General features: G+C 41.0%; 25 protein-coding genes. 17 read left to right on the forward strand and 8 right to left on the reverse strand.

What is annotated here, in order from left to right; translation table 11 throughout:
- The first annotated feature begins 52 nt into the window (after window positions 1–52).
- From sfsA to panC, 7 genes are all read left to right on the forward strand, one after another.
- Window positions 53–760: a DNA/RNA nuclease SfsA gene (gene sfsA / locus L3V77_RS14250; protein ID WP_275134732.1), complete on the forward strand. Its 708-nt coding sequence runs from the start codon at window positions 53–55 to the stop codon at window positions 758–760.
- A gap of 136 nt (window positions 761–896) precedes the next feature.
- Entirely contained in the window at window positions 897–1,340 is a 444-nt protein-coding gene (gene dksA / locus L3V77_RS14255) for an RNA polymerase-binding protein DksA (RefSeq protein WP_195704247.1), read from the forward strand.
- Between the two features lie 74 nt (window positions 1,341–1,414).
- Complete coding sequence (gluQRS, locus tag L3V77_RS14260) at window positions 1,415–2,305, forward strand: tRNA glutamyl-Q(34) synthetase GluQRS (RefSeq protein WP_275134733.1); 891 nt, start codon at window positions 1,415–1,417, stop codon at window positions 2,303–2,305.
- Window positions 2,306–2,442: 137 nt separating this feature from the next.
- Window positions 2,443–3,753 (forward strand): polynucleotide adenylyltransferase PcnB, encoded by a 1,311-nt coding sequence (gene pcnB, locus L3V77_RS14265; RefSeq protein WP_275136784.1) that lies wholly within the window; start codon window positions 2,443–2,445, stop codon window positions 3,751–3,753.
- The gene (gene folK, locus L3V77_RS14270; protein WP_275134734.1) at window positions 3,753–4,235 is read left to right on the forward strand and encodes a 2-amino-4-hydroxy-6-hydroxymethyldihydropteridine diphosphokinase; all 483 of its coding nucleotides are present in this window, start codon (window positions 3,753–3,755) and stop codon (window positions 4,233–4,235) included. The genes pcnB and folK overlap by 1 nt, the downstream gene beginning before the upstream one ends.
- A 29-nt stretch (window positions 4,236–4,264) precedes the next feature.
- Complete coding sequence (gene panB / locus L3V77_RS14275) at window positions 4,265–5,059, forward strand: 3-methyl-2-oxobutanoate hydroxymethyltransferase (RefSeq protein ID WP_275134735.1); 795 nt, start codon at window positions 4,265–4,267, stop codon at window positions 5,057–5,059.
- 11 nt (window positions 5,060–5,070) lie between these two features.
- Window positions 5,071–5,943, forward strand: coding sequence for a pantoate--beta-alanine ligase (gene panC, locus L3V77_RS14280; RefSeq protein WP_275134736.1), 873 nt, complete (start codon window positions 5,071–5,073; stop codon window positions 5,941–5,943).
- A 117-nt stretch (window positions 5,944–6,060) separates the two neighbouring features.
- On the opposite strand, the gene L3V77_RS14285 is transcribed toward panC, so the two are convergent.
- Together L3V77_RS14285 and L3V77_RS14290 are read right to left on the reverse strand one after the other, a co-directional pair.
- Window positions 6,061–6,831, reverse strand: a complete 771-nt coding sequence (locus tag L3V77_RS14285) for an ABC transporter permease (RefSeq protein WP_275134737.1) — start codon at window positions 6,829–6,831, stop codon at window positions 6,061–6,063.
- Between the two features lie 6 nt (window positions 6,832–6,837).
- Window positions 6,838–7,755 carry an ABC transporter ATP-binding protein gene (locus L3V77_RS14290; protein ID WP_275134738.1) on the reverse strand — a complete coding sequence of 306 codons (918 nt, stop codon included), beginning with the start codon at window positions 7,753–7,755 and terminating at the stop codon, window positions 6,838–6,840.
- Between the two features lie 261 nt (window positions 7,756–8,016).
- Here L3V77_RS14290 and can point away from each other — a divergent pair, with 261 nt between their 5' ends.
- Complete coding sequence (can, locus tag L3V77_RS14295; protein ID WP_195704254.1) at window positions 8,017–8,673, forward strand: carbonate dehydratase; 657 nt, start codon at window positions 8,017–8,019, stop codon at window positions 8,671–8,673.
- A gap of 92 nt (window positions 8,674–8,765) precedes the next feature.
- Here can and hpt read toward each other — a convergent pair whose 3' ends face one another.
- On the reverse strand, window positions 8,766–9,296 hold the full coding sequence (hpt, locus tag L3V77_RS14300; protein ID WP_275134739.1) for a hypoxanthine phosphoribosyltransferase: 531 nt from the start codon (window positions 9,294–9,296) through the stop codon (window positions 8,766–8,768).
- Window positions 9,297–9,639: 343 nt separating this feature from the next.
- On the opposite strand from hpt, the gene L3V77_RS14305 reads away from it, so the two are divergent.
- A complete protein-coding gene (locus L3V77_RS14305) occupies window positions 9,640–10,251 on the forward strand; it encodes a TetR/AcrR family transcriptional regulator (protein ID WP_275134740.1) in 612 nt (203 codons plus the stop codon).
- A 104-nt stretch (window positions 10,252–10,355) separates the two neighbouring features.
- Here L3V77_RS14305 and lpdA read toward each other — a convergent pair whose 3' ends face one another.
- The 5 genes from lpdA to ampD form a co-directional block, all read right to left on the reverse strand.
- Window positions 10,356–11,780 (reverse strand): dihydrolipoyl dehydrogenase, encoded by a 1,425-nt coding sequence (gene lpdA / locus L3V77_RS14310; protein WP_275134741.1) that lies wholly within the window; start codon window positions 11,778–11,780, stop codon window positions 10,356–10,358.
- Between the two features lie 269 nt (window positions 11,781–12,049).
- A complete protein-coding gene (gene aceF / locus L3V77_RS14315; protein WP_275134742.1) occupies window positions 12,050–13,930 on the reverse strand; it encodes a pyruvate dehydrogenase complex dihydrolipoyllysine-residue acetyltransferase in 1,881 nt (626 codons plus the stop codon).
- 119 nt (window positions 13,931–14,049) lie between these two features.
- The gene (aceE, locus tag L3V77_RS14320; protein WP_275134743.1) at window positions 14,050–16,713 is read right to left on the reverse strand and encodes a pyruvate dehydrogenase (acetyl-transferring), homodimeric type; all 2,664 of its coding nucleotides are present in this window, start codon (window positions 16,711–16,713) and stop codon (window positions 14,050–14,052) included.
- 51 nt (window positions 16,714–16,764) lie between these two features.
- Window positions 16,765–17,532, reverse strand: a complete 768-nt coding sequence (gene pdhR / locus L3V77_RS14325) for a pyruvate dehydrogenase complex transcriptional repressor PdhR (RefSeq protein WP_195704260.1) — start codon at window positions 17,530–17,532, stop codon at window positions 16,765–16,767.
- Window positions 17,533–17,816: 284 nt separating this feature from the next.
- A complete protein-coding gene (ampD, locus tag L3V77_RS14330; protein WP_275134744.1) occupies window positions 17,817–18,368 on the reverse strand; it encodes a 1,6-anhydro-N-acetylmuramyl-L-alanine amidase AmpD in 552 nt (183 codons plus the stop codon).
- Window positions 18,369–18,554: 186 nt separating this feature from the next.
- Between ampD and nadC the strand changes: the two genes are divergently transcribed.
- The 8 genes from nadC (at window position 18,555) to yacG (ending at window position 25,351) form a co-directional block, all read left to right on the forward strand.
- A complete protein-coding gene (gene nadC / locus L3V77_RS14335) occupies window positions 18,555–19,442 on the forward strand; it encodes a carboxylating nicotinate-nucleotide diphosphorylase (protein WP_275134745.1) in 888 nt (295 codons plus the stop codon).
- Between the two features lie 428 nt (window positions 19,443–19,870).
- Window positions 19,871–20,275: a pilin gene (locus L3V77_RS14340; RefSeq protein WP_275136785.1), complete on the forward strand. Its 405-nt coding sequence runs from the start codon at window positions 19,871–19,873 to the stop codon at window positions 20,273–20,275.
- 57 nt (window positions 20,276–20,332) lie between these two features.
- Complete coding sequence (locus L3V77_RS14345; RefSeq protein ID WP_275134746.1) at window positions 20,333–21,580, forward strand: ATPase, T2SS/T4P/T4SS family; 1,248 nt, start codon at window positions 20,333–20,335, stop codon at window positions 21,578–21,580.
- Window positions 21,581–21,616: 36 nt separating this feature from the next.
- A complete protein-coding gene (locus L3V77_RS14350) occupies window positions 21,617–22,840 on the forward strand; it encodes a type II secretion system F family protein (RefSeq protein WP_275134747.1) in 1,224 nt (407 codons plus the stop codon).
- Window positions 22,841–22,876: 36 nt separating this feature from the next.
- Complete coding sequence (locus L3V77_RS14355; protein ID WP_275134748.1) at window positions 22,877–23,746, forward strand: A24 family peptidase; 870 nt, start codon at window positions 22,877–22,879, stop codon at window positions 23,744–23,746.
- Window position 23,747: 1 nt separating this feature from the next.
- Window positions 23,748–24,350, forward strand: coding sequence for a dephospho-CoA kinase (coaE, locus tag L3V77_RS14360; protein WP_275134749.1), 603 nt, complete (start codon window positions 23,748–23,750; stop codon window positions 24,348–24,350).
- A 38-nt stretch (window positions 24,351–24,388) separates the two neighbouring features.
- On the forward strand, window positions 24,389–25,129 hold the full coding sequence (gene zapD, locus L3V77_RS14365) for a cell division protein ZapD (protein ID WP_275134750.1): 741 nt from the start codon (window positions 24,389–24,391) through the stop codon (window positions 25,127–25,129).
- Window positions 25,130–25,153: 24 nt separating this feature from the next.
- On the forward strand, window positions 25,154–25,351 hold the full coding sequence (yacG, locus tag L3V77_RS14370) for a DNA gyrase inhibitor YacG (protein ID WP_275136786.1): 198 nt from the start codon (window positions 25,154–25,156) through the stop codon (window positions 25,349–25,351).
- Window positions 25,352–25,385: the final 34 nt, after the last annotated feature.

Genomic DNA, 25,385 nt, shown 5'->3' on the forward strand with positions numbered 1-25,385 from the left:
GAAACCTTATGATTTACTAGTTAAACAAGATTGTAATGAAAACAGTGAAAAGATGCACTTTGAACCTAAGCTAAAACCGGCCACATTAATCAAACGCTATAAGCGCTTTTTGGCTGACATAGAACTTCCATCAGGAGAAATTCGTACCATACACTGCGCAAACACTGGGGCGATGACGGGCTGTGCTGACGCAGGAAATACCATTTGGTATTCAACTTCTGACAATCCGAAGCGAAAATATCCAAATAGTTGGGAACTCAGTCAGAATGCAAGTGGTGAAAATATCTGCGTAAATACCGCTAGAGCAAATAATCTTGTGGTTGAAGCAATCAATACCAATGTTATTTTGGAACTTTTAGACTACGATAAATTGAATACAGAAGTTAAGTATGGCAGTGAAAACAGCCGTGTAGACATTTATCTTGAAGGTCAGGGCAAAGCTCCTTGTTACGTAGAAGTCAAAAGCGTCACGTTACTAGAAAATAGTGGACAAGGGTACTTTCCTGATTCCGTGACAACTCGCGGCCAGAAGCATCTGCGTGAGCTCACAGAAATGGTTAATTGTGGTAACAGGGCGGTACTTTTTTTCGCTGTTTTACATTCAGGCATTGAAAAAGTGTCCGTTGCACACCATATAGATGCAAATTATTCACAATTACTAAAACAAGCAAAAGAAGCTGGTGTTGAAATACTCTGTTATAAAGCAGAATTATCAAGCCGTGAGATTCGCCTCGTTTCTTCTATCGAGTTTATCGATTAATAAAAAATGATGCAGACCTCACACAGAAGGCAATTATGAAATTTCTTAATTTGCTTCCAGCTTTTCTTTCTGCTATAGATACCCGCCTAAAATTAACTACAAGTCAGTTGATGTTGGTGTAAGTAGGAGACGTGGTATGCCAGAAAAGAAAAAAGCGCTAGGCATCCTAGCCATTGCAGGCGTTGAGCCTTACCAAAAAAAAGCTGGTGAAGAGTACATGTCACCAGAACAGATGGATCATTTTTCCAAGATCTTAGGAGCTTGGCGTGACCAACTTAGAGATGAAGTTGAACGGACTGTGCACCACATGCAGGATGAAGCAGCTAACTTTCCAGATCCAGTTGATAGAGCATCACAAGAAGAAGAATTCAGTCTTGAATTACGTAACCGAGATCGTGAACGTCGTTTAATCAAAAAAATTGAAAAGACGCTCAATAAGATCGAAGAAGACGATTTTGGATTCTGTGAGTCTTGCGGTGTTGAAATCGGTATTCGTCGATTAGAGGCTCGCCCAACAGCCGATCTTTGTATCGATTGTAAAACCCTTGCGGAAATGAAAGAAAGACAGATGCAAGGTTAATCTAAAAGTAAAAACTGAAGGGAGCCTTGGCTCCCTTTTTTCTTTTACTATACCGAGTTAATACTGATTTATTTATGAGTTATATAGGTCGTTTCGCTCCATCACCTTCAGGTCCGTTACATTTTGGATCACTTGTTGCGGCTCTTGGTAGTTATTTCCAAGCCAAGTCGAACAGCGGAACATGGTTGGTTAGGATGGAAGATCTCGATCCGCCAAGAGAGATACCTGGAGCCGCCACCCATATCCTAGAGACACTCGAAGCATACCATCTCTATTGGGATGGCGATGTGATGTATCAAAGTCAACGTCACAACGCATATCAACAAAAGATTGACGAATGGTTAGTCACTGGGCAGGCCTATTATTGCCAATGCAGTAGGAAACAGATTAAGGCTCAAGGTGGTTTTTATCTTGGAACCTGCCGGGACAAAAAAATAACCACCCAGAAAGAGTGCGCTATACGAATACGAGTGGATAACCCAATAACGTATTTTGTCGATTCTGTTCGAGGTAAGATAAATATCCCTGATGCGTTAGCTTCTGAAGACTTCATAATCAGGCGCCGAGACGGACTATTTGCATATAATTTAGCGGTTGTGCTTGATGACATAGCGCAAGGTATAACCGAAGTAGTTAGAGGTTCAGACCTCATCGAACCAACGGGACGTCAAATTGGTCTTTATCGGCTTCTAAACACGACGCCAATTAGTTATTTTCATCTACCATTGGCGATTGATGAATTTGGGCATAAACTGTCCAAACAAAATCATGCGAAAGCCATTAATTTGCAACAACCAAAGCCTACTCTTATTCAGGCAATGCAATTTTTAGGTTTTGTTATTCCTCAAGAGGTTCAAGAGGCAACATTGGATGATATTTTGACATGGGGATGCTCAAACTGGTCAATTAATGAACTGCCACCGGAGAGCAAGATCACAACACCATTCTCAAATGGTGCTCCGTAGGCTATTATTAGCACCGTTTTTGGCATTAGCACATGAAAGTCAAATTAGAATTGCTTAATTTGACTATAAATGCCAACTGGCAAACAATGAAATATATAACTATTGGCAGACAAAACCATCCAACTAACAATTAATATATTGGAGAAATCAAGCTGAACATTATCAATCGAAATGAGCACGGAGTTTCCCGTAAAGACATTAGTGACAGTGCATTAAAGGTGCTCTATCGCCTTAACAATGCCGGGTTTGATGCATTCTTAGTTGGTGGTGGGGTAAGAGATTTACTTTTAGGTCATAAACCAAAAGACTTTGACATTGCCACAAATGCCACTCCAGAAGAGATTCGAGCATTATTTAAAAACTGCCGTCTGATTGGTCGAAGATTTCGCTTAGCTCATATTATGTTTGGCCGCGAAATTATCGAGGTCGCAACATTTCGTGGGCATCATCAAGAACCAGCTAAGAATGTATCCGCGCAATCTGACGAGGGCATGTTACTCCGAGATAATGTATACGGGACCATTGAAGAAGATGCAGAGCGTCGAGATTTTACAATCAATGCCATGTATTACAGTATTGCTGACTTCAGTATTCAAGATTTCGCTGGCGGTAAAGAAGATCTCGATGATGGATTGATCCGTCTTATCGGAGATCCTGAAACTCGATACCGTGAAGATCCCGTTCGAATGCTGAGAGCAGTGCGTTTCGCCGCCAAATTAGATATGGATATTTGCGAGACGACTGCAGATCCTATCCTCGATCTAGCCTATTTGCTCGAAGACATTCCATCTGCTCGCCTTTTTGAAGAATCACTTAAACTCCTTCAATCTGGACAAGGTTTCGAAACCTATTTATTAATGAGAGATTACGATCTCTTTAAAGCGCTCTTTCCGCTTGTTGCTGAAGAATTTACTGACGAAGGTGACTCAGAAACTGAGCACATGATTGAACTTGTTCTAGACTCGACAGACAAGCGAATCAATGAGGGCAAACGAATTAATCCTGCCTTTATGTTTGCAGCCCTACTTTGGTATCCACTTAACCGAGTCGCACGCCAGATGATGGAAGAAAAAGGCCTCGCGTATTACGATGCCATTATGGAAGCAAGCAATGTTGTATTGGATCAACAAGTAAAAAGTATTGCGATACCAAGAAGACATACCGCAACTATCAGAGAAATTTGGCAGCTTCAATTAAGGCTACCAAGAAGAAGTGGTAAGAGAGCAACACGCCTTATGGAACTCAACAAGTTCCGTGCAGGGTTTGACTTTTTAGAGATGCGTGGTGAAGTCGAACAGGGCGAGGCAAAAGAACTCGCAAAATGGTGGCAGACCTACCAAAACTCAGGACGGAATACGCGTCAAGCAATGAGTAACGATTTAGGAGACGACAAACCAAGCTTTCGTCGCCGTAAGAACTATCGCAACAAGAAAAGCAAACCAGAGTAATGATAACGGTCTATATTGCGATTGGCAGCAATCTAAATGATCCTGTCAATCAAACAAAAAATGCAATAGAAGCATTGAAAAATTTGCCAAAGACCCAATTTATACTGGCATCATCACTGTATAATAGTGCTCCGATGGGACCACAAAATCAGCCCGACTATATTAATGCTGTTGTAGCGATAAAAACAGAATTAACGCCCATACAACTACTTAACGCAACACAAGCGATTGAGTTAGAGCATGGTCGTGAGCGTAAAGACGAACGCTGGGGATCTCGTACCCTAGATTTAGACATTCTACTTTATGGCAACTCAACGATAAATTCCGAGCGCCTTACCGTTCCTCATTATGGAATGAAAGAGAGAGAATTTGTTCTCTACCCGCTCGCAGAAATTGCACCAAATTTGAAGCTTCCAGGTGGAACCGAGCTATCGAATCTACTACTTCAAGTAGATAGAAATGGCCTAAATGTTTGGCAATAATAGTCCATTCCATCTGAAAAGGATTACACATGAAAAAAATCACTATTAACGATCTGATCACTTGGAAAAGAGAGGGTCGTAAATTTGCTTCATCAACGGCATATGATGCAAGCTTCTCTCAACTTTTTGAACAACAAGAAATGCCAGTACTGCTTGTTGGTGACTCTTTGGGGATGGTACTCCAAGGGCAAGATAATACCTTACCTGTCACCATAGATGATATGGCTTATCATACCCGTAGTGTGCGTGCAGGAAGCCCAAACAGTCTACTGATGACCGACATGCCATTTATGAGTTATGCCACGCCTGAACAAGCGGGCCGAAATGCTGCGAAGTTAATGCAAGCCGGTGCAAACATGGTTAAGTTAGAGGGAGGCGACTGGTTAGTTGATACGGTTAAATTTCTAACCAACCGTGCCGTTCCTGTATGCGCTCATTTGGGGTTAACTCCTCAATCTGTCAATATTTTTGGTGGCTATAAAGTTCAAGGTAGAGATCAAAAAAAGGCGGACCAAATGGTTCGTGATGCTATTTCAATGCAAGAAGCAGGCGCTCAAATTGTTCTTTTAGAATGTGTACCTGCCGAACTAGCAAAAAGAATCACCCAAGCCGTTGACGTGCCTGTTATCGGCATTGGAGCGGGAAGCGATACCGATGGTCAAATTTTGGTAATGCACGATATGTTCGGTATTTCCGCTAATTATATGCCTAAGTTCTCTAAAAACTTCTTAGCTGAAACAGGAGACATCCGTAAAGCGGTGTCTCTCTATATCTCAGAAGTACAAGATGGTACTTTCCCTGGTTCTGACCACACCATCGCTTGAGGAATAATATAATGCAAACAATCTCAGATATTTCCTCTCTTCGAGAGCAAATTACTCTTCTGAAACGTGACGGTAGAACCATTGCCTTTGTCCCTACGATGGGCAACCTTCATGAAGGGCACTTAACTCTAGTACGTAAAGCAAAGGAATATGCTGATGTTGTTGTGGTGAGCATTTTTGTTAACCCAATGCAGTTTGAACGAGCAGATGATCTAACTAATTATCCTCGCACTTTAGACAAGGACTTAAGTAAACTGAATGGCGAGGGTGTCGAACTCGTGTTTACACCAACCCCTGAAGTGATGTATCCAGAGGGCTTAGATAAGCAAACCTTTGTCGAAGTACCTGAGTTATCACATATGCTTGAAGGCGTTTCTCGTCCCGGTCACTTCCGCGGTGTGGCCACGATAGTAACCAAGTTATTTAATATCGTTAGGCCCGATTTTGCCTGTTTTGGTGACAAAGATTTCCAACAACTTGCTGTTATTAAACAAATGACCGAAGACCTTTGCTTGGGCACCGAGATTATCGGTGTGCAAACCGTTAGAGAATTAGATGGCTTAGCGATGAGTTCTCGCAACGCACTTCTCACTATGGACGAACGTCAGCGTGCTCCCGTATTAGCAAGAACAATGCGTTGGATAAGCAGCCAAATTCGAGGAGGTAGAAACGATTACGATTCAGTCATTGAAGATGCAGAAGACCAACTAAGAGCCGCTGGCCTACACCCAGATGAGATATTCATTCGTGATGCAAAAACACTTTTAATTATCGGTGAAGAGACATCACAGGCCGTTATCTTAATATCTGCTTTCTTAGGCAAAGCAAGGTTAATTGATAATCAGGTACTTGAATTAGTTGCAGAGGAAAAAGAGCAAGAATGATATTTATCATGCCCTCAAACTGTATTTGATTTTGTCTTTTTTACCAATAACGATACAAAAAAATAGCTATCAGCAGTCACTGATAGCTATTTTTATATCCCATAATTAACGAATACCCTAAGACCTAAGCCCTATACCTTTCGTTACTAAATAATGTGCAATAGCATACAACGCGACCACAAAAGCAATTAACACAGTAAAAGAGGTCACAATCCCTACGTCAGACACCCCTAAGAAACCATACCTAAAAGCATTAACCATATACACAATTGGGTTAATCTTCGATATCCCTTGCCAAAATTCTGGCAACAGATTGATCGAATAAAATACACCACCTAAATAGGTTAAGGGTGTCAGAATAAACGTCGGGATTATCGATATATCATCAAAGGTTTTGGCAAAGGTAGCGTTAATTAAGCCACCCAATGAAAAGACAACAGACGTCATAAAGACTGTCGCAATAATGATCCCCCAATGCTCGACCTGCAAGTCGACAAAGAATAATGAGACAACCGTAACAATCGCACCTACGGCTAACCCTCTAGTCACTCCTCCCATAACAAAGCCGATAATAATGACATAATTAGGAACAGGAGCTACCAACAACTCTTCGATATTCTTTTGGAATTTGGAACTATAAAAAGAAGAGGCAACATTAGAATATGAGTTAGTGATAACTGACATCATGATCAAACCTGGAACGATATATTCCATATAACTGAAACCATTCATTTCTCCAATTCGAGAACCAATAAGATTGCCAAAGATGATGAAGTAGAGTGTCATTGTAATCGCTGGTGGCACGAGTGTTTGTACCCAGATACGCATAAAGCGATTAATCTCTTTCGATAATAAGCTTTTAAAAGCCGTCCAGTAAATTTGATACATAATTAATTATTTCCCGCTCTGTTCTCGAACAATACTCACAAATAGCTCTTCTAGTCGGTTCGCTTTGTTTCGCATCGATAAAACATTGATACCTTGCTCGGTTAATTGACTAAAGACAAAATTCAAACCTTGCGTCTTGTCTATCTCAATTTCTAGAGAATCGTTATGATGAGTCATAGAATTCACTCCTGTAAGCTCAGGTTTAGAACTGCCTTCATCCAAATCAAGAATAAAAGTTTCAACATCCAGCTTGTTGAGCAACTCTTTCATTGTTGTATTTTCGATTAACTCACCACGATTAATAATGCCGATATTTCGGCACAACATCTCCGCTTCTTCTAAGTAGTGAGTCGTCAGTATGATCGTGATACCTTCCGCGTTTATTTTTTTAAGAAAATGCCACATGGAACGGCGTAATTCTATATCCACACCCGCGGTAGGCTCATCTAAAATAAGCAGTTTGGGTTCATGCATCAGAGCACGAGCTATCATTAAACGTCGTTTCATACCACCAGAAAGGTTACGTGCTCGCTCTGACCGTTTTTCCCATAGATCAAGTTGGGTAAGGCACTTCTTTGCTCTATGTTTGGCTAACTCTTTTGACACGCCATAGTAACCCGCTTGCTGTATAACTATCTGCTCAACGGTTTCAAACTGATTAAAATTAAATTCTTGTGGTACAAGGCCGAGGTGCTGTTTTGCTTGCTCTAGGTGAGTGTCCATATTGTTGCCAAAAACCTTTACCTCCCCAGATGTTTTGTTTACTAAAGAAGAGATAATACCAATAGTTGTGGACTTACCCGCTCCATTAGGACCTAAAAGCGCATAAAAATCGCCTTTTTTGACCTGTAAACTGATACCTTTCAGCGCTTCAAATCCACCTGAATAGGTCTTTCTCAAATCTTTTATTTCTAGTGCGTACATAGTTATGATCTTATTTAGTGGTCTTGCAGCTTCGTATGGAGACGATAAATACAGAGTGACAGTAAAACTAAATGGGGGCTAATCCATATAAAAACAACATTTATTTATTAGAATCATCTAAATAAAAGTGCCTTGTGTGAAATAGCCTATTAAACGCCAACAACTACTCTTACCAGTAATGTAAATGTAAAAAAGCATTAACTATTATGGGAACCAATTCAGTAGCATGTGTATAGTATGTAAAATACAGAGGGAACATAAATGCCACATATAAAAGAACTATTTGAAAAAAATGCTGAATGGTCAAATCGGATGACCTCAGAGAGTCCTGAATATTTCACTAAATTAGTAGAAAGACAAAGTCCAGATTATCTATGGATTGGGTGTTCGGATAGTCGTGTGCCTGCAGAATTACTGACCGGATTAGATTCCGGCGAGCTTTTTGTTCACCGTAATGTTGCAAATCAGGTGATTCATACCGATCTAAACTGCCTTTCGGTCGTTCAGTACGCCGTTGATGTATTAAAAGTAAAGCATGTTATCGTTTGTGGTCACTACGGTTGCGGTGGCGTCAACGCATCCATAGACAACACACCATTAGGTCTTATTAACAATTGGATACTACACGTTCGAGATATCTACCTTAAACACCGCAATTGGTTAGGCGAATATCCACGAGAGCAATGGGGAAACAAGCTTTGTGAGGTCAATGTAGCCGAACAAGTGTATAACTTGGGCAATTCAACCATATTGCAGAACGCTTGGGAGAGAGGTCAACAGATAGATCTTCACGGTGTCATTTATGGTATCGATGATGGAAAGCTAAAAGATCTAGGTATGCGAAGCCACAGCAGAGAATCTTTAGAAATTGCCTACCAAGGTGCCATATCTAAACTGACTAGCCACGGTGAGATATAACAAATATTTGCAGGTCTATAAGTTAATAACAACGCGATAAGTTGACAAGTACCTGAATTAAAAGGAGCCCATAAATGCGCTCCTTTTTGAGTTTATTCTTGAGGCACTACTTTACCAATGTAAGGTAGGTGACGATATTTTTGCGCGTAATCGATACCGACACCGACAACAAACTCGTCTGGTATCGCAAACCCTATCCATTTAACCGGTACGTCCACTTCTCTACGTGAAGGTTTGTCTAATAACGTACAAATCTCAATTGAGTTAGGCTCACGTATCGACAATATTTCACACACTTTACTCAATGTATTGCCAGTATCGATAATATCTTCAACCAGCAGTACATCCTTACCTTTAATGTCATCATCTAAATCTTTTAAGATACGTACATCACGAGAGCTTTCCATCGTGTTTCCGTAGCTTGAGGCCGTCATAAAATCAACTGAGTGGTTGATCTCAATTGCTCGCGCAAGATCGGCCATAAAAACGAAAGAGCCTCTCAAGAGTCCAACCATTACTAGGTTTTCGGAATCTCCATAATGTTCCGTAATCTGTTTACCGAGCTCTAGGACACGCTGCCGAACCTCTTCTTCAGAGATCATCACTTCAACTGTATGTTTCATTCTCTTCTCAATTATCTGGTTAAGCTATAAACGCTAAATATACTACTAAAAATCTTACCGTATTCTAACATTACTCTAGTGGTGGTTGCTAACTTAGTTCTAGTGATGAACTCCGGCTTAGCTCTATAAGTTCTAACCCGACTACCACTAATAACATTTACATCATTAATGTAAATGAAATATAAGATTTCATTCTGTTTTGTGGGGGAATCTCAAATTAGTGACATAATTGTTAACTGTATAAATTGACCGCATTTATATGCACTTGTACACTCATTAAGCAATATAAACATCATAATAAGTATAAATTAGATAATCAACGATTTGGCAAGGTAAACCCGTTATGGACATGATAAAGAAACATCCTCGGACTCGTTTGTCCCCGCAAAAACGTAAATTGCAGTTAATGGATATTGCATTAGACGTTTTTGCCCGTCGTGGTATAGGCCGTGGTGGCCACGCCGATATAGCTGAAATTGCACAAGTTTCAGTTGCTACGGTTTTCAACTATTTCCCTACAAGAGAAGACCTCGTCGACGAGGTATTACACCATGTTGTGCGTCAATTTTCTGCTTTTCTCAATGAGAATATAGATACCTCTTTACATGCTAAAGAGAATCTTAAAAACACAGCAGATAATATGTGTGAACTGGTATTACAAAATGAGCACTGGTTAAAAGTATGGTTTGAATGGAGTGCATCAGCTCGCGATGAAGTGTGGCCGCTTTATGTTTCTCTTAATAAAAACAGTCGACTATTAGTAGAAAACATGTTTTCCCAATCTATTGAACGTGGAGAAATATGTGAAAATCAAAACCCTGAAAACCTGGCTAAAATGTTTCACGCCATCTGTTACGCTATCTATTTAGAAGCGAATCGTAACAATGATAAACAGCATCTTGATCAGTTCACCGATAGTTTTTTAAATATGCTTTGTATCTATAAAGAAGACTAAAATAATAACGTTTATTGGCAATAGACAAAAAGCGATGGGCTACCATCGCTTTTTTATGGCAATAAAAAACCGCCAATAAAGGCGGTTTTTTCAAGAAAATATAGTTACTTCTTCTTCGCTTTTCTGTTTGGAAGATCGGTAATTGTACCTTCAAACACTTCCGCAGCAAGCCCTACAGATTCATGTAAAGTTGGGTGTGCGTGAATGGTCAATGCAATATCTTCAGCATCACAGCCCATCTCAATTGCTAGGCCTATTTCCCCCAACAGCTCGCCACCATTAGTACCAACAATAGCGCCACCAATCACGCGATGAGATACTTTATCAAAAATAAGTTTAGTCACACCATCTGAACAATCAGATGCAATTGCACGACCCGAGGCAGTCCAAGGGAAAGAGGCTACTTCGTAATTTATTCCTTCTTCTTTTGCTTCTTTTTCTGTTTTACCAACCCAAGCAACCTCTGGTTCAGTATAAGCAATAGAAGGAATGACCTTAGGATCAAAGTAATGTTTCTTACCAGAAATAACTTCGGCAGCAACATGCCCTTCATGTACACCTTTGTGAGCGAGCATTGGTTGGCCTACAATATCGCCAATAGCATGGATATGAGGTACGTTTGTACGCATCTGCTTATCAACATTAATAAAGCCGCGATCATCTACTTCTAAACCCGCTTTCTCCGCATCAAGAAGCTTACCATTGGGTACTCGACCAATCGCAACGAGCACAGCATCATAACGCTCTGGTTCCGCAGGCGCTTTTTTGCCTTCCATCGTCACGTAGATACCATCTTCTTTCGCTTCAACTGCTGTCACTTTAGTTTCCAGCATCAAATTGAATTTGTTTTTTATTCGTTTGGTGTACACCTTAACGATATCTTTATCCGCCGCAGGAATAAGTTGATCAAACATTTCTACAACGTCGATCTTAGAACCTAAAGAATGATATGCCGTACCCATTTCTAGGCCAATGATACCCCCCCCCATAATGAGTAGTTTTCCAGGTACTTCTTTCAGCTCTAGAGCATCCGTAGAATCCCAAATACGTGGATCTTCATGTGGAATAAACGGCAGCTTAATTGGACGAGAGCCAGCGGCAACAATCGCGTTGTCAAAGTTTACCGTTGTTTTACCGTCTGCACCGTCAACCTCAATAGAGTTCGGGCTGGTAAACTTTCCGTAACCATTAACAACAGTAACCTTACGCATTTTAGCCATACCAGCGATACCGTTGGTTAGCTGTCCAACCACTTTGTCTTTCCACAAACGTATTTTATCTATATCAGTTTGTGGCTCACCAAACACGATACCGTGTTCAGCTAGGGCTTTAGCTTCTTCAATTACTTTCGCTACGTGCAGCAATGCTTTTGATGGAATACACCCAACATTCAGACATACACCACCTAGTGTGCTATAACGCTCGATAAGTACAGTTTCCAAGCCTAAGTCTGCACAACGGAATGCAGCGGAGTATCCACCAGGACCGGCACCAAGTACGACGACTTGGGCTTTAATTTCTTTGCTCATTGTGACCTCTTGTAGTCATTATCCCTAACAGGCTAAAAGTCGATAATTGTTAACTTCTTTTTCTTTCAGACCTCAACAGTTTACAAACTTGTTAACGAAGTGAAAAGAAATTCCATTTAGCCTGTGAGCTGTACAACAATTCCATTAACAGCAATGCCGTATCAATGAAATTATTGTCGTTAATTTATAAATACCATACTCGAAACTAACCAGAATGATATGAAATTATAAAACAAGAAAGGTGGCTACATTGCCACCTTTCATTTTTACTACAGAACTAATCGACGGATATCAGATAGACAACCATTTAGATAAGTAATGAATCGAGCACCTTCTGCTCCATCAACCACTCGGTGATCGTAGGAGAGCGATAGAGGTAATTGTAAGCGCGGCACAAAGTCTTGACCGTTCCAAACCGGCTTCATCTCAGACTTAGATACGCCTAAAATAGCGACTTCAGGCGCGTTCACTATTGGAGTGAACGCTGTTCCTCCGATACCACCTAAACTCGAAATGGTGAAACAACCACCTTGCATATCCGCAGCAGTAAGTTTGCCCGTGCGCGCCTTCTTCGATACAGCCATTAACTCGTCAGAAAGCTCATAAATACCTTTCTTATTCACGTCTTTGAATACCGGAACGACTAAACCATTTGGCGTATCAACCGCGATACCTACATTAACGTATTTCTTCAGTATTAAGCTTTCACCATCTTCACTCAATGAAGAGTTAAATGTCGGGAATGCTTCAAGCGCTTTCGCAACCGCCTTCATGATAAATACGAGAGGCGTGATCTTAACACCCGAGTCTTTCTTCGCTTCTACTGCATTTTGCTCTTTACGGAATTTTTCTAGTTCAGTGATATCAGCATTATCCCACTGTGTAACATGCGGAATCATTACCCAGTTACGGTGAAGATTCGCACCAGAAATTTTCTGAATTCGCGATAGCGGTTTAGTTTCAACATCACCAAACTTACTAAAATCAATCTTCGGCCAAGGAAGTAAGCCAAGTGCACTACCATCGCCTTTACCTGCGGCGGCGGCACCAGATTCAAGACGCTTCAACGCTTCTTTAACGTAGCTTTGCACATCTTCTTTGAGGATACGGCTCTTACGACCCGTTCCCTTAACTTTCGCTAGATTAACACCGAACTCACGTGCGATACGACGAACCACCGGAGACGCATGCGAATAGTCATTATTAACCTCAAACTCACCCGTTGCTGGCGCTTTTGATACTGCTGCCGCTTTAGGTGCTTCTGGTTTCGTTGCTGGAACGGGTACTGAAGGCACTGCTGCAGTTACTGCGGCTACTGGCGTACCTGCAGACATCGTTTCAAATATCATAATCAAAGAACCAGAAGTAACTTTATCGCCTTCTGTGATCTTGATTTCTTTCAAAACACCAGCAAACGGGGCAGGAACTTCCATTGAGGCTTTATCGCCCTCAACAGTAATGAGTGATTGCTCTTCTTCAATAGCATCACCTACTGCGACCATGATCTCAGTGACTTCAACCTCATCACCACCAATATCAGGTACCGTGATCTCTTTAAGCTCAGCGACAGCTTGCACTGATTCAGTCGGCGCTATTGTGGCAACTGGCGCCGCTCCGCCTTCTGTCACTTCAAAGACCATGATAAGTGAACCCGTGGTAACTTTGTCACCCTCAGTTATCTTTATGTCTTTCAACGTACCAGAGAATGGAGCAGGTACTTCCATTGAAGCTTTATCGCCTTCAACAGTAATAAGTGATTGCTCTTCATCGATAACATCGCCGACAGCAACCATTATTTCAGTGACTTCAACTTCATCACCGCCGATATCCGGTACGATGATCTCTTTTAGAGAGACGATTGAAGGCGCCGTGGAGGCAACTTCAGGTGCTGGAACCGGAGCTGATACCGCTCCATTTTCCGCGGCTTCAAAGAGCATGATCAATGCGCCCGTCGTTACCTTGTCGCCTTCAGCAACTCTAATCTCTTTTACAATTCCCGCTTGTGACGCTGGAACTTCCATTGAAGCTTTGTCGCCTTCAACGCTGATAAGGGATTGTTCTTCTTCAACCTTGTCGCCTACACTGACAAGAATCTCAGTAACTTCAACCTCATCCGCACCTATATCAGGTACATTAATTTCGATTGCCATTATTCTGTCCTACCTCTTATGCGTCGTATTGAAGGTTAGTTTCAAGCGAACTCGCGATATCCGCGTCTACATTAAAATTAGGCACATTAATTTTGATTATCATTATTCTGTCCTATTACTTATGCGTATAACGGGTTAGTTTTATCTGCATCAATGTCGAATCTCTTGATTGCTTCAGCTACCACAGGTTTTTCAACATCACCACGTTTCGCCAGTTCATTTAGAGCCGCGACGACAACATAACCAGCGTTCACTTCAAAGTGACGACGCAGATTTTCGCGACTGTCTGAACGACCAAAGCCATCAGTACCAAGCACTTTATAAGATTCGGCAGGGATAAATGCACGAACTTGCTCCGCATAGTTCTTCATATAATCCGTTGCTGCAATAGCTGGTTCAGAACCCATTACGTCAACGATATAAGGCACTTTTGCTTCTGCTTCAGGATGCAGCATGTTGTAACGATCCGCTTCTTGCCCGTCACGAGTGACTTCATTGAACGAGGTAACAGAATAGACATCGGAAGCAACACCATACTCTTCACTTAGAATTTCTGCTGCTTTGCGAACTTCATTCATGATAGTACCAGAGCTCAGCAATTGAACTTTGCCTTTACTACCTTCGTGAGTTTCGAGCTTATAGATACCTTTACGTATACCTTCTTCAACACCTTCTGGCATCGCTGGCATCGCATAGTTTTCATTCATAAGCGTCAAATAGTAGTACACGTTCTCTTGGTCACCATACATACGACGAATACCGTCTTGCACAATAACAGCCACTTCATAAGCGAAAGTGGGATCATAAGAGATACAATTTGGTACTGTGCTTGCCATGATATGGCTATGACCATCTTCATGTTGAAGACCTTCACCATTCAATGTTGTACGACCCGCCGTTGCTCCCAATAGGAAGCCACGTGCTTGTTGGTCACCGGCCATCCAAGCCATATCTCCAACACGTTGGAAACCAAACATAGAATAGTAGATATAAAACGGAATCATTGGTAAATCATTGGTGCTGTACGATGTCGCAGCGGCAACCCATGAAGACATAGCACCTAGCTCATTGATACCTTCTTGAAGTACCTGACCTGATGTTGCTTCTTTATAATAAGAGACAATATCTCGATCCTGAGGTGTATAGTTTTGCCCTTGTGGATTATAAATACCAATTTGTCGGAATAGACCTTCCATACCGAAAGTACGCGCTTCATCAGCAACGATAGGAACAATATTCTTACCAATGCCTTTATTTTTCAGTAGCACATTAAGCGTACGCACAAATGCCATTGTTGACGAGATGTCACGCTTTTGCTCTTCAAGTAGTGGCTTAAACTCATCCAGTTGAGGTATTTCTAACGGCTGAGTGAAGTTAGGTAAACGAACAGGTGTATAACCATGCAACGCTTTACGACGAGCGTGTAGATATTCGAACTCAGCGCTCCCTTCTTCCAGTTTTAAGTAAGGCAGAGACTTCATTTCTTCGTCAGAAACAAGATCTTTTAGGCCTAAACGATCACGAAGTTGTTGAACATGTGTCATATCCATTTTCTTCACTTGGTGAGCGATATTCATACCTTCAGCTGCTCCACCCATCCCATAACCTTTAACTGTTTTAGCAAGGATAACCGTTGGGCGATCTTTCGTTTGTGCTGCATTTTGGTACGCGGCATAAAGCTTCGAAGAATCATGACCTCCACGTTTTAGGGCGAATATCTCAGCATCTGTCATATCAGACACAAGCGCTGCAGTTTCAGGATAACGTCCAAAGAAATTCTCACGTACATACGCGCCATCTTTAGATTTAAATGTTTGATAATCACCATCAACTACTTCATTCATTAACTGCAGTAGTTTACCTGATTTATCTTTGGCAAGCAGTGCATCCCAGCCACTGCCCCAAACAACTTTAACTACGTTCCAACCCGCGCCTTTAAATAAGCCTTCTAGCTCTTGGATTATCTTACCGTTGCCCATTACAGGACCATCGAGTCTCTGTAGGTTACAGTTAATAAGGAAGCATAAATTATCAAGTTTTTCACGAGCGGCAAATGAGATCGCGCCGCGTGATTCAGGCTCATCCATTTCACCATCACCTAAGAACGCAAAAACACGTTGCTCAGATGTATCTTTAAGTCCACGTCCATCTAAATACTTGAGGAATCGAGCTTGGTAAATAGAAGAAATTGGGCCAAGTCCCATAGAGACAGTCGGGAACTGCCAGAATTCGGGCATTAATTTTGGATGCGGGTAAGAAGGAATACCTTTGCCACCCACTTCCTGACGAAAATTATCAAGCTGCTCTGCCGTCAATCGGCCTTCTACGAATGCACGAGAATAGATACCCGGAGAAATATGACCTTGATAATAAACTAGGTCACCACCATCCTTCGCATTGGGAGCGCGAAAGAAGTGATTAAAACAGGTTTCATAGAACGCAGCTGAAGATTGAAAAGACGCCATATGGCCGCCCAACTCTAAATCTTTCTTAGAGGCGCGTAATACAATCATAATTGCATTCCAGCGAATAATAGAACGAATACGACGCTCTAAAGTAGTATCACCTGGATAAGCGGGTTCTTGATCGGGAGATATCGTATTGATGTAGTTTGTAGTAACACCAGTAGGCATATCTACACCATCAAGACGTGCTTTATCTAAAACTGTTTCTAGTAAGAACTGTGCACGCTCTAAACCCTCTTCACGTACTACTGACTCTAGTGCAGCAAGCCACTCTTGAGTTTCCAGTGCATCAACGTCATTATTAATGACTTCAGACATGGCGGTCTATCCTTTTTATTAGTTGGATCTAGTGAACATGCGATAATTCGTTTACGACTTATCGCTCTGCTGGATTCTACGTAAAGAGCGTTTCCTTCTACTCTCTTCACGATTGATATCCAACAATGTTTCCTCGATATAAGCCAAATGAGAATGGGAAAGTTCACGAGCCTGTTCAGGCTGTCCAGAAACGATCGCATCAACAATATTAGCTCTGTGTCTACTTACTTTTCCAGCCACATCACTGCGGCGGTTCAATAGTTTTAAATTCTGTAATACGTTTTGCTCAAGAAGAGGCGCTAGGCTTCGAACAATATGCAGTAGCACAACATTATGGGCGGCGTCAGTGATAGCGATAAGTGATTTCATTACTTCGGCAGCTTCTTGTTCTACATTTTTCTCTTCTTCCGCTTTTTGGATTCGCACTTGGATACTGCGAATTCTTATATAATCTTCTTCTGTCCCACGCAAAGCGGCAAAGTAGGCCGATATTCCTTCTAATGCGTGGCGAGATTCTAACAAGTCTAATTGGGTTTCATTATGAGTAGATAGAAGTTCAAGTAGCGGATCTGAAAAACCTTTCCATAAGCTTTCGCTTACGAAGGTTCCACCACCTTGACGACGAGTCAAAAGACGTCTGGCTTCTAATCTTTGAATAGCTTCACGGATAGAAGGACGCGAGACATCAAATTGCGTCGCTAGTTCTCTCTCCGGCGGCAATTGCTGGCCTGGTGAGAATGTTCCTTCTAATATCAACCTTTCTATTTCTTTCTCTATCACATCGGAAAGTTTAGGCTGACGTATCCTTTGATAAGCCATATCGTTATTTTTTACTCAATTATTCTAACTTGTGAACCATGTAAATTGGTATTACCAATTTTAAAGTGGACAAAAGTTAACATAAAAATAACGTTATTGTCTAGACGAAAATTGATTTAAATCATAAAAAATACCGCATGTAACATAAGGTCAACATTTTATTGCCATCGATATACATTAATCTTTTGATGTAGCTACATTAAGTATAATAATCCTCACCGTTGTTAATAAATTGTTTCTTAGAGTTTTGTTTAAAACACTCAACGACACAGATTAAAATACGATTAGTCACGATTGATTACACTATGGAAATAGCGCCAGTTAAAAACCAAACCTGGATCCGTTTTTCTTAGTGGGGCAATGTATTGGTGGCCAGTAATTCGCTCGGTGGTAATAAACGGATACCGTTCCATCAATAGTGTTGTAACGCGTCCTAAAGACACATATTGCTGATCTGTATACGAATCAAAATCGGTACCTTCCAATTCGATACCAATAGAATAATCATTGCATCGCTCTACGCCTGAAAAACTGGATTTTCCGGCATGCCAAGCTCTCATATTAAATGGAACAAACTGCACCACTTCTCCATCTCTACGAATTAAACAGTGCGCCGAGACCTTCATTTGATGGATGACGGCAAAAAAAGGATGTTCACTTGGTGCAAGTCTGCCAGTAAACAATTGTTCAATTGCCTCGCCACCATATTGGCCTGGGGGTAAGCTTATATTATGAACAACGAGCAAACTCACATTCGCCTCACTAGGCCGTGTATCGCAATAAGGCGAAGGGACATGCCTCACACCTTCCAACCATGCATCCGTCGTAATTCTCATTATGTATTCCTGAACGGGTTAATCTTTAACACTCTATCGCAACTATCAGAATGACAACAAGGGCTTGGTAGGCATTACTAAGCAAGTTTTTAACATCAGAGACACAAATTGCTCGTTTTCCTGCTGAAATAATTCACAAGCCGGAGTATCATCCTCTACTCCCTACTTACTTGCGCCAGATCAGCCATGAAAAATACACACGACAGCGACGCTCGCCTTAATTACTTAAAAAAGCAACTTCCTTTAGAAATAACACGTACGGTTTCAGAAACACTACGTGAAGACTTAGGGGGTACATTGGATGTTACGGCAGACATTACTGCAATGCTTATTCCATCTGATCGACAAAGCGTCGCAACCATTATTACTCGTGAAACAGGCGTTTTTTGTGGGCAAGCTTGGGCAGATGAAGTGTTTAAACAACTCGGAAGTAAGGTAAGCATAGATTGGCATGTACAAGATGGTGACAAGGTCGAACCAAATCAAACCTTGTGTACACTATCTGGTCCCGCAAGAGTGTTGTTGACGGGTGAGCGCAACGCCATGAACTTTATTCAGACATTATCTGGTTGCGCAACCATAACCGCACAGTATGCCCAGCAGATCGCCGGAACAAACTGCAAGCTACTAGACACACGTAAAACTATTCCGGGTTTACGCAGCGCGCTAAAATATGCGGTTGCCTGCGGTGGTGGTTTTAATCATCGCATCGGAGTATTCGACGCCTATTTAATTAAAGAGAATCACATCATTGCTTGCGGTGGTATTAATAAGGCGATTTCAGCGGCGAAAACCCTTAATCCTGGCAAACCAGTTGAAATCGAAACAGAATCGCTTGAAGAGCTTATAGAAGCAATTGACGCTGGTGCTGATATCGTTATGTTAGACAATTTTACTACCGATATGATGAGAGAAGCAGTGAAGATTAACGCTGGCAGAGCAGATTTAGAGAACTCAGGAAACGTAACATTAGCGACCATTAGAGAATTTGCGGAAACGGGTGTTGATTATATCTCGGTGGGTGCTTTAACCAAGCATCTAAAAGCGATGGACCTTTCAATGCGTTTTAGATAATTATGTTCGAACATCGTTGAAAGATAAAAACCAATCTAATTGATAAAAAAGAGGCCTAGCCTCTTTTTTTGACCTTATAAATACTTATCACCTCATAGACATTTTTATCTCATACACAAGTATTACTCTATAAACCAATGTTCACGTCTAGCCAGCTCGCATTAGTTTAAGCATGGTCTAATTCAGTTTCTGTCGGGTCATTTTTAACAACACCTGTAACAAAAAATAATTTTTATTAATCGACACGCGTTCTCTTATCGGCAGCGTTTCTGTTTACTCCCGTTCTTTCTACTCTTGCTTTTCATTATGACCCACAGCAGGAGAATATGATGCTTTTTAATCCTCACGCCAATTTCAAGAGTGGCGGTAGTTTCACTCTATCTAACAATCGCAACATAAGCAGTAGTGGCTTCACTTTAATAGAACTGATGATAGTCGTTGCTGTTATTGGTGTGTTGTCCTCTATCGCCATCCCTCAATATCAAAATTACATCAAGAAGTCTCAATTAGGTGCAGCGATGGCAACCATAGCCGCACTTAAGATTAATGTAGAAGATTACATAGCAACGAGTGGAGAGTTCCCTACTTTATCTTCAAGCCAAATAGCCTCAGATCTTGGTGCAACCGCTTCATCACTAGGCGATATCGAAACAAAATCAGCAACCAGCGATCCTCTATCAGGTCAACTGATCCTAACGATGGGTAGTGATACTCAATTTAATAAGAAGAAAATCGCGCTTAATCGCGATAACGCGGGAAGCTGGACATGCATTACAGATGTTGCTGAAAAATTAGTTATGCCAAAACAATGCTCAACAGGCACGGTGTTCTGATTTCATTGCTATGGGCTGAGTATTGATATCGGTTAGATGAACGTATAGGGAGAAACTATGGATATAATTCGAAATATCAGCAATGACCAACTATCGGAATTGGTTCCTCTTTCTAATGAAGAACTAAACACAACCAGTGCTGAGATTCAAAGAAATGACCCTATTAGCCGTTATATCAACCAAATTTTGTTAGAAGCAATGCAGAAAAGGTCCTCAGATATTCATTTCGAGCCTTATGAACATAAATACCGTATTCGCTTACGATGTGATGGTGTATTGGTCGAGATAGATTCTCCCCCACCTCAATTAGCAAATAGGTTGTCCTCTAGAATAAAGGTAATGGCCAACTTAGATATTGCAGAGAAAAGACTTCCGCAAGACGGACGGATGAAACATACCTTAACGTCTAAACAGAGCGTTGATATCCGCGTCTCCACATTGCCAACATTATGGGGAGAAAAAATCGTCCTTCGATTACTCAAAACGCAATCAGTCCCATTAGACATAACAGCCCTAGGCTTATCCCAAACGCAAATGGACCTCTATGTGTCTGCAATTAGTAAACCTCAAGGATTGGTGTTAATCACCGGTCCTACGGGAAGTGGTAAAACCATTTCACTATATACCGCGCTCACCTATCTCAATACACCAGAAAAGAACATATCAACAGCTGAAGATCCGATCGAGATTAACCTATTAGGTATCAATCAAGTGCAAATGAACGACAAAATCGACCTGAACTTCACCTCCACCTTAAAGGCCCTTCTAAGGCAAGACCCTGACATCATTATGATCGGAGAAATTCGTGATATTGAGAGCGCTGAGATTGTAATTAAAGCGGCCCAAACTGGTCACCTTGTACTTTCCACACTGCATACCAACTCAGCTAGTGAAGCGGTGACTCGACTGCTTAACATGGGGGTAGATAAATTTAGCCTAGCCTCATGCTTATCATTAATCGTCGCGCAGAGACTTACACGAGCACTATGTCCTGCATGCAAGGAATTAGATTTGGAGACCTCTTCGAATCGAAAGCTAAACCCTCGAGGTTCTCTACAAATATACAAAGCTAATCCTCACGGATGCGCCGACTGTCTCAGCGGCTACTCAGGATTGATTGGTATATTCGAATTGCTAAACATAGACAAAACCCTTATGAGAACAATTGAACGCCAAAGCAGCGCTTCTGAAATAAACGACATAGCGTTAGAGAATGGTTTTATTCCTCTATCTGATTCAGGGAGAAATAAATTGATTGAAGGGATAACGAGTATCAAAGAATTGCAACGAACCTTAATCTTTTAGTACCCACTTATCGCGCTAACTATTCAAAGGTAAAAAATGACATCGACTCAACTCCCCTTACATCGTTACCGCTGGACCGGCCGAAATATTGCGGGAAAGCAAATCAATGACACTATGTTCGCAAGAGATAAATATGAAGTCATTTCAATACTGACAAATAGGAATATTTATATAAGAGATATAAAACAGATCAAAACCTCATTTTATTCGCTAAAAAAACAGCGAATGACAACGAAAGATATCAATCTATTTACTCGACAATTAGCCACACTACTTAATTCTGGACTTTCCTTAACTTTATCATTATCACTGCTTGCGAATAATCACCCTAAATCAGGTGGCCAGTTTGTTATAACCTTAATTAAAAATGCGATTGAAGAAGGATGTCCACTTTCCGAAGCTCTTAAAAAGGCCAGTCCTCTATTTGATAATACCTATGTACATTTGGTTTCTAGCGCCGAACTTTCCGGGCAGTTAGCACAAACTTTCGAGAGAATTGCTCATTATAGAGAAAAAACGACGCAGCAAAAATCAAAGCTTGTGAAAGCAATGATCTACCCTGTCTTTGTCTTATTATTAGCCTTTTTAGTCACCTATTTAATGTTAGTAAAGGTCATTCCAGAATTTGAATATATGTTCCGTAGTTTTGGCGCTCAATTACCTTGGTTTACTCAGAAAATTATTTCACTCTCTCACTGGTTAAGTGCTAATACGGCCAAACAAGTAACGTGGTTAATCGCACTTACTGCGTTTTACAAGTTTCTCATTGTCTACTCTTATCGTTTTCATCGGCTCATCGACAAAAAAAAACTTAGTATCCCTATTGTTGGCCCTCTGATCGTGAAATCTATCATTGCTCGATTTAGTCGGTCATTGGCGGTAACGGTTCGTTCCGGAGTTCCCGTCATCAGCGCCATTCGTAACAGCATAAATCTAACAACAAACCTTTATTTTAGGGCGGCCGTTAATCAACTATTCGATGAGGTATCAACTGGTGTACCCATCTATGTCGCCATGACGAAAACCCACTGCTTCCCAGATTTTATGATTCAAATGGTCATGGTAGGTGAACAATCTGGAGCACTTGATTGCATGCTAGATAAAGTTGCGGATACATTTGATACAGAACTAGATGAATCCATAGATAAATTGAATACTTTAATAGAACCCTTGCTCATTCTGTTTTTAGGTGTCGTTGTCGGAGGAGTAGTCATCGCAATCTACCTACCTATCTTTAACATGATGGACGTATTAGGATAGAATGCGTATTGCACCTTTTTCTACCTAGGCCTATAAATGGAATTATTCGAGTATTACCCTTGGCTTTACCCTGTTTTCGCGGGGATATTTGGACTCATTGTCGGCAGTTTTTTAAATGTGGTAATACACCGCGTACCAATCATGATGGAGCGCGAATGGAAACAAGACTGCGCGGAAACATTCCCAGAGCTTAATATTCCATTAGATAACAAGAAATTTAATTTAAGCATTCCTCGTTCTAGTTGCCCTAGATGCAAAACGCCACTACGTTTAATTGATAACATCCCAATAATAAGTTGGTTATTGCTTAAAGGAAAATGCCATCATTGCAAAGAACCTGTCAGTATTCGTTATCCTTTAGTCGAGTTATTAACGGCAATAATGAGTTGCACAATTGCTTACTATTTTGAATTAAGTTACTACTCGGTAGCTCTTATCTTCTTTTCCTTCGCTTTAATCTCAGCAACGTTTATCGATCTCGATACCATGCTTCTTCCCGATAGCATCACCTTACCATTAACTTGGTTTGGTCTCTTCCTTGCTTTGATTGGGTGGAGTCCTGTCTCTTTGCAAGATGCCGTAATTGGAGCCATTGCTGGATACCTTTGTCTTTGGAGCGTGTATTGGGTATTTAAGATAGTCACAGGTAAAGAAGGCATGGGATATGGCGACTTTAAACTTCTGGCAGCACTTGGCGCTTGGCTAGGTTGGCAACACCTACCTATGATTGTGTTATTGTCCTCTTTTGTAGGACTCATATTCGGACTCATTCAGTTACGCTTGCAAAAAAAAGGAATCGATAGACAGTTTCCCTTTGGTCCATATCTTGCTATTGCTGGATGGATAAGTTTACTATGGGGAAATCAAATCATGGTCTGGTACTATTCTTCTGTATTAGGTATTTAACATGCCATACATAATAGGATTAACTGGAGGCATTTCTAGCGGCAAAACGACGGTTGCCAATCTATTTCAACACCATTTCAATATCGGTATTGTTGATGCCGACGTCGTTGCAAGGGAAGTTGTTGGGCCTGGCACTACTGGTTTATCCGAAATTACTGAACACTTTGGAATAGATATATTAGGTCCAAATGGTGAACTCAATAGAACAGCACTACGATCTCGGGTATTTACAAACCAGAATGAGAAGAATTGGTTGAATAACTTGCTGCATCCCATGATTCGCGACAAGATGAAACAAGATCTCGATAAGATAACAACACCTTATGCACTATTAGTAGTTCCCTTATTGGTTGAAAATCAACTACAATCAATGACAGATCGAATCTTAGTTGTTGATGTCAGTACTGAAGTACAAATAAAGCGGACAATGGAACGAGATAACGTCTCAAGAACACAAGTAGAATCGATACTTTCAGCTCAGGCAAGTCGAGCTGATAAGCTGAAATTTGCAGACGATGTTATTCAAAACGACAATAAGAACATTGATCTTTTACCTCAAGTTTCGAAGCTTCATCAGCACTATATGTCGCTAAGTCGAGCATGATCAAAGAAGTAAACCAAAGGAGACGGTAAGGTCGCGGAATGACAAAACACAAATTTGAACACCCACTAAATGAAAAAACCCGTATCTATCTTAGAGTAGAAGCACTCATGAGACAGATGCACCACTCCGCAAGCTTTGTCGATAATCTACAGTATCATCAATTTTTCCGTTCAATTTTTGATTTACTTGAGATATTTGAACAGATCCAATTGAAAGCTGAATTGGCCAAAGATTTAGAAAAGCAGCGCCTTAATTATAAGCATTGGCTAAACGTTGATGGTGTTGACCAAGAGAAGCTACTTTCTGTATTAGAAGAGATAGATACAACTCATAAATATCTTATGGCTGCAGAACGTTTTGGTCGCACACTGAAAGAAGATCGATTTTTAAGCTCTATACGTCAACGATTTAACTTGCCTGGTGGAACATGTTGTTTTGACTTACCTGCTTTACATTATTGGAATCACCTTCCTATCGAGCAAAGACAAAGAAATGCTCAAGGATGGATGGACACGTTGGCACCTTTGTCAAAATCACTTAATCTATGGTTAAAACTCTGCCGAGAAACCGGCTATTTTAATCCACAAATAGCCCGTAACGGCTTTTATCAAAGTGATGCAGAAGAGGCAAATATCTTACGGTTGAATATACCGTTAGCTGATGGTGTTTTCCCGATGATTTCGGGACACAAAAATCGATTTGCGATAAAATTTATGTCCTTTGATAATGGACAAGCCTATAGTCAAGATGTTGAGTTCGATCTTGCTATTTGCAATTAAGGAATACATTTCGTGTCTACACCAATTAAACCTAAACCAACTATCGTTTCTTGCCCTCAATGTAAAAAGGAGGTGGTTTGGAGTACAGATAACCAATATCGTCCTTTCTGCAGTAAGCAATGCCAGATGATAGATTTTGGGGAGTGGGCCGATGAGAAAAACACTATCGCAGGCGCTCCCGACATGTCAGATTCAGATGGTTGGTCAGAAGAGCCTTATTAAACGACAATTTAAATCGTTATTTAATAAGATTGAC

It is taken from the genome of Vibrio sp. DW001, from assembly GCF_029016285.1.
Taxonomy (GTDB): domain Bacteria; phylum Pseudomonadota; class Gammaproteobacteria; order Enterobacterales; family Vibrionaceae; genus Vibrio.